Origin of the sequence: Coleofasciculus sp. E1-EBD-02, assembly GCF_040218245.1 — a bacterium.
Taxonomy (GTDB): domain Bacteria; phylum Cyanobacteriota; class Cyanobacteriia; order Cyanobacteriales; family Coleofasciculaceae; genus Coleofasciculus.
Genome location: NZ_JAVJQN010000225.1, coordinates 51,590 through 65,928 on the forward strand (window position 1 = coordinate 51,590; position 14,339 = coordinate 65,928).

Genomic DNA, 14,339 nt, shown 5'->3' on the forward strand with positions numbered 1-14,339 from the left:
CTAAGTTTTAACGCTACTTTAGTGGGAACATTCAGTCACTTATGAACCTGAGAGCCTTGAGAAAACGCGCAGGGCTGATTATTCGTAATGTCGCTCGTGAACTAAAATGTTCCGAATCTTCAATCCGCAACTGGGAAAAGGGGAGAACAACACCAATGATGGAAGTTTGGCAACTGAGACTGCCCGTTTTAGAAAAACGGGGGTTCTTAAATCCACTAGGTTTCGCATGGCTAACTATCTTCGACTTCCTAGATTCATTAAGAAATACAGACAGAATTGCTCCGAGGAAAACTGACAATTCCTGCTTTCGGCAACGCCTACTCACTCGCAATTTGATACTCATCATACCTGCCTAAGCGTTGTCTCCAACCTCCCCCAGTCACTAAGGACTGAGGACATGATGAGATGGTCGTCAGTAACGTTTCTTGCCAGAAAGGCGCTAAGAACATCTCGTTTAACTTTTATCCCACATTCACATTCATGAATGCGTTGAGATAGCGACTTTTTCTGAACTCTTCCACACACACAAGTTTGGGAGAGTTTTGTTTTCTGACAAGAAAGCTTGTCCACTTGTCCGCCAGCACTTTCAGCCTTGCGAACTAAGCGAGATTGAAATTCTCCTGGGGACTTGTAGCCAATTTGTTTTCCCCAATTTTTCTGCCATGCCTTGACAGAAACCTTCTCCATTTTGAAGTGGTTGCCTTGGCGAATAACCTCGTTCACTAATTTTCCGTGTAAAGATTTGCGGTGTTCTTGTTGACGCCGCTGAATCTCTGCTTTTTTGGCTTGAGTTTTAAGGTATCTTTTGCTGCGATTCCACTTCTGGAAACCCTTTTTAACCTTCCCTTTCTTGGTTACGGTTTTATTTCCCCGTTGAGCCTTGAAATCGGGTTCGTAATTCTGGGAATTATTAGCACGCAGTTGCCGAGAGTTTTGTCGCTGAAGTTTCCTAATTTCTTGTTCGCGTCTACTGAGTTCTGAACAAAACTCAGACAGAGACGCTTGGTTGTCAGAAACAACTCCAGCGGCAGAAACATTAAGGTCAACTCCAACAATGCCTTTCCCCATCTTGTTCTTAGGCTTGACATAAGGAGAACCCTCACAAACAAGCTGGATGTACCAGCGCTGTTTGCCTTTGATTGTTTTCCTAACAATCCGACAAAACTTAATGGGGGAGTTAAGAGCGTGCCAAACAACAGGGTCATTCTTGTCAATAAGAATGCCGACTTTGAGTTTTCCCCAAACTAAGCATTCGTCCTTGAATCTAATTCCCTGTTTATTTGTCTTTCCTTCGACCGAACGGTAGCGACCTTTACCCTTGAATCTGACCTTTTTGGCTACTCCTACCATCATCCGTTCGGATGCTTTGAAGGCACGAGTTGCAATGGTTTGGACAGCCTGAGCATCTATTTTGTGGGCTATCCACTTAGATGCCTTTGCTGTCTTAGTGGCAAACTCATGTAAGTCATATTCTGAGTACCGATACGCCGTCCTAGCTGCTTTAAATCCCTCGGAACGGAGTTTCTTCTCTTTCTTTGGAGTTGCTTTTGCCTCGGAGTAAGCAACGCTATTGCGAACCAACTCTAATCGCTTTCTAGCTTCACTCAAAACAGCGTTATACAGGTTTTGAGCCGCATTAAATCGATGCTCTAATTCTTTCTCATCTGAACTAGAGGTATTCAACGGTAAAGTGGCAACAAATGAAGCTGTTTGAGAACGAGGCAAGACTTACTCCTGTTGAAGCAAATTGGCTGTATACAATAAAAGTGTACCTCATTTTCAAGTAAATGGACAAAAAGGAAAAACAGTACAACCGAGCAAGACACTCGGTTGGGATGGCTAATGTCCACTTAATCCTAAAAGAAGAAAGCCTGTCTCCTACCTTGTGGACTCATTCTTACTTCTATGACACCACTGGCAAGGTTACAACTGCTAAAATTACTGAGTATATCAACGACCCTCATCATTCTTAATATTCACGGCGGTTAAAACCGCCGAGTCGCTTTTCTACCCCGCTTTAAAAAGACGGGGCTATCAAGCTCCCGTGTGTTTTCCTCGTATTTCGCTTGCGTGACTTGTATCAATGCACGGAAGCTGAGTTAGTGCAGGCGGTCAACGAGTCGATGCTAGAAGAAACACAGCCGTGATGTTTAGGAAGTGCGATCGCATCTTACCCTTCCCGCCTCGGGGATTGAGATCGGGTGTGTGGGATGAACTCTGGCTCACCTTACTTATTGTTAAGGTAGGGAACAGAACAGATAAAGGAGAACAGTATGTCTGAGCCTGATTTAAATAATACGATTCTAGCCACTGAAATTGACTCAACAGAGGCTTTAGAACAGATAAGCACTCTCGTCGCCAAAATTCCTCAAGCATACTTACCCAAATTACTTCAGATGATTCGCCTGTTTCGGGAAATTGTGGTTGTGGAGCAAGAATCATCAGCTAATGCTAAGTTAATAGCTTTTAGTCAATTACCGCAAGAAGAACGAGTCAAAAGAAATCAAGCCGCGATCGCACTGCTAAATTCATGGGTAGAAGAGGGCGATGAACAGGAGCAAAAAGAAACTTGGGAAATTCTTGATCAAGCTCTCAATGAAAGCGGCGTTTCTATTTAAATTGTCTTGCCATGAGTCGATTCATAGTTTTGGACTCAAGTCCATTGGGAATGGTAACAAATCCTAAAGCTACACCCCTGACGTTGGAGTGCAAGCAGTGGCTAAATTCTTTACTAGCAAAAGGGGAGATAGTCGTCATACCTGAAATTGCTGACTATGAAGTGAGACGGGAATTGCTTCGGGTGGGTAAGGTAGCAGGTATCCGACAACTTGATCAATTGAAGAATGCTCTGATGTACGTCCCCATTGAGACACCTGCGATGCTTCTGGCGGCTCAGTTATGGGCGGAAGCACGCAAGAGAGGACAACCAACAGCCGATCCTAAAGCCCTTGATGGGGATGTAATTCTGGCAGCTCAGGCTATATTAATAGCACAGGAAGAAAATGAAGTTATAGTTGCGACCACTAATGTAAAACATTTATCTCAGTTCGTTGATGCTCGCCAATGGCGACTAATCGAGTAGTACCCTTGTTCTGGAAAACTCAGGTGTCGGTAAATGACGTGGCTATGGTATTTCAGATTTAGCAGAACTCTCATGATGTTGTCTATAATACATGTAAGAGTAAGAAAAAAATAAACAATGAAAGCCTCAGAAACCAGTCTTCGCAATTTACTAGAAGGCGCTAAACAGTTTCAAATACCACTTTTTCAGAGACCTTACTCTTGGAAAAAGGGAAACTGGGAGACTCTATGGGAAGACTTGATGAGTCTTTACACTGCGGAAGGAAAAGATTTTTATTTTCTCGGACCCATCGTAACTCAATCAATACCTGGAACAGCCGAAGGAATATCTCCATTTATTGTTATAGATGGGCAACAACGTCTGACAACGCTTACCCTTCTTTTAGCGGTACTACGTCATTATCTTAAGAAAGATGATCCTGAAAAAGCAGAAGAAATTTATGAACTATACTTAATTAATAAATTCAAAAAAAATGATGACATATACAAAGTATTGCCGACTCAAGATGATCGGGATAGTTATAAAAGTATTATTCAAAGCAAAAGTGCTAAGGACAAAAGCTTGAAAAAAGATGGTCAAATATATGAAGCCTATAAATTCTTTGAAAAAAAATTAAAAACTCCTATACCTAATGAAGATATATCCCTAAACTATAACAAAATCAAAACTATTTTACTAGAGCGATTATTATTTGTGAATATCACCTCTGAAGAGAGAGACAATGCTTATCTTATTTTTGAGAGTTTAAATAATAAAGGTGAAGAGCTTACTCAAGCTGATTTAGTCCGCAACTATATATTTATGAAATTACCTTCTGAGAATCGAGAGGAGGTATATCAAAAAAAGTGGTTGCCTTTGCAAGAAAGTTTTAAATCCAATCTAGGCAAGAAAGATTATGTAGATGAATTGACCAATGCCTTTTGGTTCTATCTTCGTAAAGATGGTAATACAATTAATGAGAAAGAAGTTTATCAAGGAATTAAACGGCTTTTCGATAATTCGCAAAATGGCGTAAAAGCTGAACTTAATGAGCTGATCAAATTTGCAGGCTATTACCAGCGCATTAATTTTTATGACAAAGAACCTGAACAAAAACTACAACGTTGGTTTCGTCGTTTAGATAGATTGGATTTTACAACTTGCCATATATTCCTCCTCAATATCTATCGTGACTATGAGGATCAACGATTATCCCTGGAAGAGTTTGAAAAAATTATACAGTATTTGGAGTCTTACTTTGTACGCCGTTTATTTGCAGGCATTTCTACCAGAAGTTTAGGAATAGTATTTAATAACTTATACCAGGAGGTACAGAAAGCCAATCCTGAAGACTTAGTGGCTGGATTACGCACGGTTTTATTGAGCTATGAAAAAAGCAAAATTTGGCCCAATGATGAGGACTTCCGCCAAGGCATTATCAATAAATCTGTATATAGCAACACATCTAGAGATCGAGTCAAACTGATTTTGGAAAGTTTAGAAGAATACCTGACAAAGGAGCGTGTTGATCCGGGAAATATTACCATTGAACATATTATGCCTCAGAAGTTGACTAAAAATTGGCAAGATATGTTAGGCAGTAAGTATAAAAGTGTTCATAAAAAATGGCTTCATACGTTAGGAAATCTTACTCTCAGCGGATATAACTCTGAACTCTCCAATAAACCATTTAAAGATAAATTGCATTATCTAAGGTCGAGTAATTTTACATTGAACAAATATTTCCAAAATGTAAATGTTTGGAATGAAGAAGCAATCAAAAGTCGCGCTGATTACTTAGCTACCATAGCAATTAAAATCTGGCCTCAGGAAGAGACGACTTGATCACATTACACTCCGCGATCGCACCTCACCCTCCAAAACTCTGTAATTGAGTCAGGGCGAGTCAAATAGACTCTTCTCCACCTTATTGAAGAAAGATAAAATATCTACAACGTCGCCAACTGCTATATAATGCATCCCATTCTCGACAAACCCGATATTTTGCAAATCCTGTTCCATCCTAAACCGGACACAACAGGAAAACCGCGATCGCCTAATATCCACCTCATTGAGGTTGAAGTCGAATCCAGACTCTTTCTCAGAGGACGATTATACGCCGCCGCTAGCAATTCACCAGCGATTCTATTTTTCCATGGCAATGGTGAGATTGCGGCTGAATACGATAGTATCGCCAAAGCTTTCACTGTCTTGGGCATTACTATTTTAGTCATTGACTATCGAGGTTATGGGAACAGTGATGGCACATCCACCGCGTCTAATCTCCTAGCTGATGCCCCCAAAGTCTTTGACGCTTTTGGCAATATTTTAACGGCGCATCAACTGTTTCCCCAACGACTTTATGTAATGGGGCGCAGTTTGGGTAGTGTCCCCGCCATTGCGGTTGCTAATCATGCTCAAGATCAATTAGCTGGATTGATTATCGATAGTGGTTTTGCCGATACCTTTGCTTTGCTCAAACGTCTTGGCTGGCAGGTTAGAGATTATGAGGATGAGCGTTTTGGATTTAAAAATACTGAAAAAATCAGCCGCATTCTTGTGCCAACGTTGATTATTCATGGTGAGAAAGATTCGTTAATTCCTCTCCAACAGGGAGAAAAACTCTATAATTATTGTGCATCCGCAAATAAGCAGTTGATACGGATTAAAAATGCGGGTCATAACACCTTGTTCCGCATGGGTATGTGGCAATATTTTGAAGCGATTCAGAGATTTGTTCTCGGTAAATTAGTGTTAGACGAAGCCTCATTATTTCAATTAATTTTAGATTAAAAAAGCGGGTAACCCTATCAGAATATCCCTGGATCACAACCAGTTTTTTAATGCCATTCAAATTTGTTGGCAATTCAGAACCATAAGTAGGGCTTGCTGCACAAGCCTCAAACCCTTACAAAGGATGTAGCTTGCTTCTTACTTGCGCGAGTATGACGAATGACGAATGACGATTCCCGCCGTTAACTTTAATTGTCCCTACCTACCTAAACTTGTTCTAACATCGCTATGACACCGAAAATCAGAAATAATACGCCTCCTAATGCTGTTACCAACCGTTCAGAAATTCGTCCTGCAATTAACCGTCCACCAATTACTGCGATCGCGGTGCAAATCCCATGACCTAAAATTGCCCCTACGGTAACGCCAACAGGTTGATAGGCGGCGGCTAAAGCAATAGTGCTAATTTGAGTGCGATCGCCCCACTCCGCCAGGAATGTCATGGTAAAGGCTTGCAGTAGAATCGCGAAATTGGCAGACTGTAACTTATCTTTGGTTGAACCTGCGATCGCGCCATTCTTATTCTGCTTGGCGACTTCCACCGCCGCTTCCTTTTCGCCTGTATTTTCAGCTTGAGCAGGCATTTTACTGGCATCATACAATAGTTTGAAGCCAAATCCTAAAAATAAGGCAATTTCCCCATACTGGATATAATATTCAGGCAGCAACGATACAACTTGTCCCAATAAAACGGATAGTACTGTCATCGCTGCTAACGCCGCCAGAACTCCCAAAAATACCAGCCGCCGCGAATGACGCATGGATAAGATGACGCCAATAAAAAACGTCTTATCCCCTAACTCAGAAATCGTAATTAGTAATAATCCGGCGGTAAATGCAGTTAACATTCTCTCAAGCTCCTTCATCAATTGCCGTTGATGGAGCTTGATGAGAAAAGGCAGACCTCACCAAGCTCACATCAACTTGTGAACTTAGTGAAAGTCTCGCTACCAAGGAACTAAACTATTCAGATCAGATTCTGTAGATTCAACTGACCTGATGCTTAACTTCCTTGTCACCTGAACCAGGCTCATCACCAGTATGTTGATTCAGGTATCCTGGTAATGTTTAACCAGGAGCTACTCCCTTTCATTATTTTTTAAGATAGCATAATTTATTTTTTTTATCGAGTCTTCTCAGAGATTCAATTCAGAAGCTATTTTCTATTTCTGTTCATTTTTTATTCATATTGATTTCATCTTTTAAAGTCGGTGTGTCATGGGCAATGGTTTTAACCCCCTGTTGAAGTAAGATGCTATGCTCAGCGAAAGATTACCTTCTCTTAACTTCATCCATCAGGATTATTTGTTATGATATGGAGTTTTCTTCATCATCCAGATTCCCATTCCCCAGAGAGTAAATCGGTATATAACTCTCTTCCAGAAGGATAATGGAGCTACTCAACGGCTCAGGGCAAGCTCATCAATCAAGTTTTCCAATCGTAGAGATAGACAAAGGCAACATCCGTCTATACCTGATCAGCTTAACTAAATTTTCAGTATCAGTTGTAGCAAATTTAGGTTCAAAGTCCTGGACAATGATTCTCCAAAAACCAATTGACGAATCTTGCCGAAACCTGCAAGCTTGAAAAGAACTGACAATCCGTCTATAAACAGTAAGGGATAGCTAACCGTTAATTCGGGAGCAGTCTAAAGAAAACCTAAACAAGACGCGGGTAGAGTTCATGTCAGATGGTCAGACGAATGCTGCGTCAGAACGCTGACATTAGCAGATACTTACTTGGTATGCTCCCCTTTGACGCTGTACCCTAGAGCATACCCTGGCATACTCTGTACAACTTAACCAAAAGGAGAATTTCATGGCACCTATCAAAGTCGCTATTAATGGATTTGGTCGCATCGGACGCCTAGTTTTCCGGGCTGGACTAGCAAACCCCAATATTGAGTTTTGCTGCATTAACGATCTGGTTCCACCAGAGGGTATCGCCTATTTGTTAAAGTACGACTCCACCCATGGTCGGTTCAACGGTACGGTAGAAGCCAAACCCGACGCCATTGTGGTCAATGATAAGGTGATCCCCTGCGTCTCGATCAAGAATCCAGAGGAACTACCGTGGAGTAAATACGGCGTCGAGTATGTGGTTGAGTCCACAGGTCTATTTACCACGTATGACGGTGCATCCAAGCACCTCACCGCCGGGGCGAAGCGAGTCGTCATTTCGGCTCCCACCAAAGAAAAAGACCCCGAAAAAGTCCCCACTCTCTTGATGGGTGTGAATCATGAGAGCTACGATCCCAACAAGCATACGGTCGTATCCAACGCCAGTTGTACCACCAACTGCCTCGCTCCCGTGGCTAAAGTCATTCAAGACAACTTTGGTTTTGCAGAAGGTTTAATGACCACCGTTCACGCCATGACGGCTACCCAACCCACCGTAGACGGACCAAGTAAGAAAGACTTGCGGGCTGGACGCAGTGCGGCTCAAAACATTATCCCCGCCTCTACGGGTGCAGCCAAAGCCGTTACCTTGGTTCTACCGGAACTCAAAGGCAAACTTACCGGGATGGCATTCCGCGTACCGACTCCCGATGTCTCGGTGGTTGACCTCACCTTCCGTACTGATAAAGCCACCAGCTATCAAGAAATCTGTGACGCGATGAAGAAAGCCTCGGAAGGAGAACTCAAAGGGGTTCTGGGATATACGGAGGACTCTGTTGTGTCCACAGACTTCACCACCGATCCCCGTTCTAGCATCTTTGACGCGGGGGCGGGTATGGAACTCAACTCCAACTTTTTCAAAGTCGTGGCTTGGTATGACAACGAGTGGGGCTATTCTAATCGCATGATTGACCTGATCCTGTCCATGGCAGCGAAAGGATAGATCATTCTCGACAAAATCAACATAATAGGACTTACGCTTGCTTGACGGCATAGGCGCTACCTGTAGGGGCACGGCAATGCCGTGCCCCTACTTAACCCTGATCGAAGCCGAAGAGTTAATTTTGGATTGACAATCCCGAATCGGATTCCGTAAAATCGTATTTTTTTATTAGGGCTGCCGAAGACAACCAGGTTGGTTGTCTTTAAAATTTTTCTAGGCAGATCTTTTTTAGCCAGATCCAGATCAAGGATACAGTGATGACAGAACCTTTTGCGGATGTCTTTTGGTTGACCTCGGTAAATCGGCATGAATTATTATATGCTAATGCGGCGACTGAGCAGATGTGGGGTCACACCCCTGACCAATTATCCAGTCATCCGGGAGGGTATATGCAGTGTATCTTGGATGCGATCGATCGCCGGGATCGAGAGCGAGTAGCGACGGCTTGGACGCAACACCCTGGGAGTGAGGCGCCACAAGAGTATCGCATTGTCAAATCCGATCGCTCAATCCGATGGGTGCGATCGCGCTCTTTTATGATCCCGAATCCCTGGGGAGAAAGCCAGCCAAATGCTCCTCAAACTCTCCTCGCCACGATTACTGAAGATATTACCGAAGACAAACAGGTTGAGGATACGCTCAATCAGCGAGAACAGGAATTTCAAGCCCTGCTGGATCATTCTCCAGATATTGTCGCTCGATTTGACCGCCATCTGCGTCATGTCTACGTCAACCCCGTCATTGAAGAGGAAACGGGTATTCCCTATCAGGAGTTTCTGGACAAAACCCACCGGGAATTAGGATTACCAGAAACTCTTATTCCCATCTGGGAGGACTCCTTACAAAGGGTGTTCCAAACAGGTGAGGAAAATGAGAGTGAATTCACGTTCTTGACTCCCCATGGACAACGCTATTACCAATCCCGTCTGGTTCCCGAATTTGCCCCGGATGGTTCCGTCGAATTTGTCCTCAGCGTGTGCCGCGATATTACCGACATTCAGCAGGCTCAACAAGCGGTGCGGGAGAGTGAAGCCCGTTTTCGCACGGTATTTGAGTTGGCACCCATTGGTATGGCGATCGCGAATACTCAAGGGCGGGTTCTGCATACCAATCAGGCGCTGCAAGATATCCTCGGCTACAAGGCTAACCAATTATTAAATCAGCCGTTCCATCTGTTTATCCATCCCGATGAGATAACCCAGTGCTATCAAGACTTACATAAACTGATCACCGGGGAAATCACTCACATAAATGCCGAAAAACGCTATATTCATCACCAAGGTCATCTAGTCTGGGTGCATGTGTCAGCGTCAGCCGTTCGTGGCGCGAATGGGTTATCCGAGTACACGATCGCTCTGATTCAAGATATTAGCGATCGCAAACAAGCCGAATGCCTGCTGCAACAAGCTCGTCTCCATTTAGAACAACGAGTCAGCGAACGCACCGCCGAACTCGAACAAACGAATACTCGCCTCCAGCAGGAAATTACTCACCGTCAAACCATAGAGATACAATTACAACAAGCCAAAGAGCAACTGCAAGCAGTTTTGGATGCAGTGCCCGGTTGCGTCTCCTGGATGAGTCGCCAAGGACGATATCTGGGAGTTAATCAATTTTTGGCAGATATGTTCAACCTGTCACCGGACGAGTTTGTCGGTCAACCCCTAGGCTTTCTCAATAGTAATCCGACGTTTGTCAACTATATTGAACAGTTTATCGCGAGTTCGGCTCAAACTGACCAAAATATCCTGGAAATTAACATCAATGGTTCCCATCACTATCATCTAATTGCCGCTCAAAAATATCAGCAAGGAACCAATATTGTTTGTGTGGGCATTGATGTCACTCAGAGCCAAAAAGCCCAGCAAGCCTTGCAGAACCAAAAAGACTTCCTGCAAACCATCATTGACACCAACCCCAATATCATTTATGTCAAAGACCAAAACGGTCAGTATATTTTAGCCAATCGCAGGTTTGCCGAACATCGGGGGATTCCTGTCGAGGAAGTGCTGGGAAAAACAACCGCCCAACTCCATAATGATGCGGCAGATGTGGAACGCTTTCTGGCTGAGGATCAAGAGATATTGACCAGCTTACAGCCGAAATTCATTCCTGAAGAGTTTTCCTGGGATCAAAACGGTAAAATTCGCTGGTATCAAACCATTAAAACCCCGTTGGTGGCTCCAGATGGACAGGTGACTCAAGTCCTCGGTGTGAGTACCGATATCACCGCCCGTAAACTGGCAGAGGATCTCTTACACCAAAGTGAAGCCCGCTTACGTCTAGCCCTCGATGCTGCACAGATGGCAAAGTGGGATTGGAATTTGCAAACCGGAATGATTACTTGGTCTTATCGCTTGGAACAACTCTATGGATTGGCATTTGATCGTCCAGAAATTCCCTACGAAACTCTTTTAGAAAAAGTTCACCCGGAAGACCAAGAACTGGTTAAGCAAAGCATGGAATGGGCGATTCAAACTGGGGAGGATTATGACCTTGAATATCGGATTATTTGGCCCGATCAGATTGTGCGCTGGATTCAAAGCAAAGGTCAGATTATTTATGACAAAACTGATCAGCCTATCTGGACAATTGGATTGAACCTAGATGTGACAGAACGTAAGCTGGCTGAAGAACAGTTACGCCAGCGTGAAGAACAATTACGGTTAGCCCTAGATGCGGCGCGTATGGGATTCTGGGATAGAAATCTGGAGACGGAACAAATTACCTGTTCCTATCACCTGCAACACCTGTATGGGTTAGATGCCAAAACTACACAGATTAGCTACAAAACGTTTCTGGAAATGGTTCATCCTGAGGATCGCGATCGCGTTCACCAAGCGGATCGACGAGCGATTGATGAGCAGGAAGATTGCTATGATATTGAATTTCGGATTATCAGAACTGATGGGAATCTGCGCTGGGTGGAAAGCAAATCTCAGGTATTTTACGATGAAACCAGTCAGCCTGTGCGGATGATGGGAATTAATCTGGATATCACGGAGCGCAAGCAGGCTGAAATCCAAATTCAAGCCTCTTTGCGGGAAAAAGATGTCTTACTCCAAGAAATTCACCATCGGGTTAAAAATAATTTGCAGGTGATTTCCAGTCTTTTGGATTTACAATCTCAGTACATTACTGATCCAACGACGGTGGAACTGTTCCAGGAAAGTCAGAATCGGGTTAAGTCAATGGCGTTGGTGCATGAGAAATTGTATCAGTCTCAAGATTTTGCCCGGATTAATTTTGCCGAGTACATTGAGAATTTGACCAGTTATTTGTTTCAGATCTATATTTTTGAATATAACCAAGTTAACTTAGAGTTTCATATTCATGAGGTTAATTTAACGATTGATGCCGCTATTCCCTGTGGTTTGATTATTAGTGAATTAGTGTCTAACGCGCTCAAATATGCCTTTCCAAATGGTCAAGAAGGGACGATTGAGGTGATCCTGACCGCAGAATCTGAGGATCGATGTCACCTAACGGTCAAAGATAACGGCGTTGGATTTCCACCGGATATGGAATTTGCTAATCCTAAGTCATTAGGCTTACAATTAATTAAGGTTCTGACTGAACAATTGGAAGGTGATATCAGCTTTAATCTGGATAAGGGAACCGAAGTAAATATTAGTTTCCCGATCGAAAGTTTGAACTAAACTGTAAAGATATGCCCTAGCACGTCTGTCTTAATCATTGGACTTTATTTTATTGTGTATTTTTATTTCTAAATTGAACAAATGGTTAAAGCAAAAATTTTAGTTGTTGAAGATGAGCGAGTTGTCGCCCTCAGCATTCAAAATCGACTGGAATCTCTCGGATATACTGTAACCGCCAATGTGATATCTGCCGAAGCCGCGATCGCGGGAATTCCTCAAAATCCTCCCGACTTGGTGTTGATGGATATTCGGCTCAAAGGTAAAATCGATGGCATTGAAGCGGCGGCTCAAATGCGTCAGCAGTTTCAACTCCCCGTTGTCTATCTAACTGCCTATAATGACGAGGAGACGCTGGAGCGGGCTAAATTCACCGAACCCTATGGTTACTTGCTCAAGCCCTTTGAATCCAAAGATTTATCCACTACGATTGAAGTGGCGCTCTATAAACATAAAATGGAGCAACAGCTTCGGGAGCGAGAACAATGGCTAGCCACGACGCTGAAAAGTATCGGTGATGCGGTTATTACCACTGATCCGCAACGGGCGATCACGTTTATGAATCCAGTGGCTGAGGCGCTAACCAAATGGACACAACAAGACGCATTGGGTCAGGATTTGAATCAAATCTTTTTGACCATTAATGAAACGACACGAGAAGCCATTCCGAACCCCGTCACTGTGTCTCTACAAACAGGTAAAACTGTAACTATAGAAAACCATACACTGCTGATTGATAAAGAGGGTGAGGAAATTCCCATTGATGATAGTGCGGCTCCCATTAAGAATGATAGCGAACAGATCCTGGGAGCTGTATTGGTGTTTCATGATGTCATCGAGCAACGACAAATCCAAGCCTTGCTCAAGCGGACTAATGCCGACTTAGAACAAAGAGTCGCTGAAAGTACAGCCCAATTAAGACAGCAAAACCAACAACTAGAAGCCGAAATTGCCCGACGCCAGCAGCTAGAAGAAGAGTTACGGGTAGCGTTAGCTAGAGAACGAGAATTGAGCCAATTAAAATCTCGAATTGTTGCTACCGTGTCTCATGAGTACCGGACTCCCCTGACAACGATTTTGTCGTCTACGGAAATGTTACAAAGATATAGCGATCGCTTGACGCCGGAGAAAAAACAGACCCATTTCCAACGGGTGAAACAGTCGGTTGAGCATCTGACTAATCTAGTCAACGATATGATTTTCATTGAGCAAGCCGAAACGCAAGCCCTAGAATTTAATCCTACTTTGGTTAATGTTGAGGAACTCGTGGGCGAGGCGATTGAAGCGGTGCGCCCAAAATCCGCCGGAAAACATACCCTGAACCTGATCTGCCCCAGTTTGTGCGATCGCGTCTTGGATGGCAACCTACTCCGACTCATTCTCGATAACTTATTGTCTAATGCGATCAAATATTCTCCAGAGGGAGGATTAATAGAAGTAGAAATCAGTCCTCAAGCCCAGGAAATACGGCTGCGCGTTTCTGACGAAGGCATTGGCATTCCCCCCGATGATCAAGGAAAATTATTCAAGGCATTCTATCGCGCCAGTAATATTGGCATTACTCCTGGTGTGGGATTGGGATTAGTGATTGTGAAAGAATGTGTAGAATTGCATCAAGGTAGAGTGGAGGTTGAGAGTGAAGTTGGCGCAGGAACCACCTTTACGATAATCTTGCCCGTGGCGGAATCAGTTGAAGATGAAAGAGTTTTGCCGTAGAGTTTAACCCCTCACCCCCAGCCCCTCTCCCAAGGGTGGGAGAGGGGAGCAAAAGGGGAGTAAGAGAATCCGGGGCCCCTTCTCCCCAGGTCCGGAGGTGGGGTGAGGGGAGGAGGGGGAAAATGTCAATGAGTAGATAGACACAGCTTAAAACCTTACCAGCATTGGTTTTCTACCTTAAGTTGACACGGATGACCGACGTGCGCCCGGTTTAATTGTCAAATTTATGCCACTATTTTACCAAAATATCAGGTGGGCATTACCCACCCTA

11 protein-coding genes are annotated in these 14,339 nt (G+C 43.7%); 9 read left to right on the plus strand and 2 right to left on the minus strand.

Going from position 1 to position 14,339, the window contains the following annotated elements; all coding sequences use genetic code 11:
- The first annotated feature begins 41 nt into the window (after positions 1 to 41).
- Complete coding sequence (locus RIC07_RS34085) at positions 42 to 356, plus strand: helix-turn-helix domain-containing protein (RefSeq protein ID WP_446398380.1); 315 nt, start codon at positions 42 to 44, stop codon at positions 354 to 356.
- On the opposite strand, the gene RIC07_RS34090 is transcribed toward RIC07_RS34085, so the two are convergent.
- Positions 343 to 1,725, minus strand: a complete 1,383-nt coding sequence (locus RIC07_RS34090) for an RNA-guided endonuclease TnpB family protein (protein WP_446398381.1) — start codon at positions 1,723 to 1,725, stop codon at positions 343 to 345. The genes RIC07_RS34085 and RIC07_RS34090 overlap by 14 nt on opposite strands.
- 110 nt (positions 1,726 to 1,835) lie before the next feature.
- Here RIC07_RS34090 and RIC07_RS34095 point away from each other — a divergent pair, with 110 nt between their 5' ends.
- The 5 genes from RIC07_RS34095 (at position 1,836) to RIC07_RS34115 (ending at position 5,854) form a co-directional block, all read left to right on the plus strand.
- Positions 1,836 to 1,973, plus strand: a complete 138-nt coding sequence (locus RIC07_RS34095; RefSeq protein ID WP_446398382.1) for a transposase — start codon at positions 1,836 to 1,838, stop codon at positions 1,971 to 1,973.
- A gap of 300 nt (positions 1,974 to 2,273) precedes the next feature.
- A complete protein-coding gene (locus RIC07_RS34100; protein WP_446398383.1) occupies positions 2,274 to 2,618 on the plus strand; it encodes a hypothetical protein in 345 nt (114 codons plus the stop codon).
- Between the two features lie 11 nt (positions 2,619 to 2,629).
- A complete protein-coding gene (locus tag RIC07_RS34105; protein WP_446398384.1) occupies positions 2,630 to 3,082 on the plus strand; it encodes a type II toxin-antitoxin system VapC family toxin in 453 nt (150 codons plus the stop codon).
- 117 nt (positions 3,083 to 3,199) lie between these two features.
- Positions 3,200 to 4,906: a DUF262 domain-containing protein gene (locus tag RIC07_RS34110; protein WP_446398385.1), complete on the plus strand. Its 1,707-nt coding sequence runs from the start codon at positions 3,200 to 3,202 to the stop codon at positions 4,904 to 4,906.
- 129 nt (positions 4,907 to 5,035) lie between these two features.
- Entirely contained in the window at positions 5,036 to 5,854 is an 819-nt protein-coding gene (locus RIC07_RS34115) for an alpha/beta hydrolase (protein WP_446398386.1), read from the plus strand.
- A 206-nt stretch (positions 5,855 to 6,060) separates the two neighbouring features.
- On the opposite strand, the gene RIC07_RS34120 is transcribed toward RIC07_RS34115, so the two are convergent.
- Positions 6,061 to 6,702, minus strand: a complete 642-nt coding sequence (locus RIC07_RS34120; RefSeq protein ID WP_446398387.1) for a TMEM165/GDT1 family protein — start codon at positions 6,700 to 6,702, stop codon at positions 6,061 to 6,063.
- A gap of 971 nt (positions 6,703 to 7,673) precedes the next feature.
- On the opposite strand from RIC07_RS34120, the gene gap reads away from it, so the two are divergent.
- The 3 genes from gap (at position 7,674) to RIC07_RS34135 (ending at position 14,068) form a co-directional block, all read left to right on the plus strand.
- On the plus strand, positions 7,674 to 8,696 hold the full coding sequence (gap, locus tag RIC07_RS34125) for a type I glyceraldehyde-3-phosphate dehydrogenase (RefSeq protein WP_446398388.1): 1,023 nt from the start codon (positions 7,674 to 7,676) through the stop codon (positions 8,694 to 8,696).
- Between the two features lie 257 nt (positions 8,697 to 8,953).
- Positions 8,954 to 12,355 (plus strand): PAS domain S-box protein, encoded by a 3,402-nt coding sequence (locus RIC07_RS34130; RefSeq protein WP_446398389.1) that lies wholly within the window; start codon positions 8,954 to 8,956, stop codon positions 12,353 to 12,355.
- A gap of 81 nt (positions 12,356 to 12,436) precedes the next feature.
- Positions 12,437 to 14,068: an ATP-binding protein gene (locus RIC07_RS34135; protein WP_446398390.1), complete on the plus strand. Its 1,632-nt coding sequence runs from the start codon at positions 12,437 to 12,439 to the stop codon at positions 14,066 to 14,068.
- Positions 14,069 to 14,339: the final 271 nt, after the last annotated feature.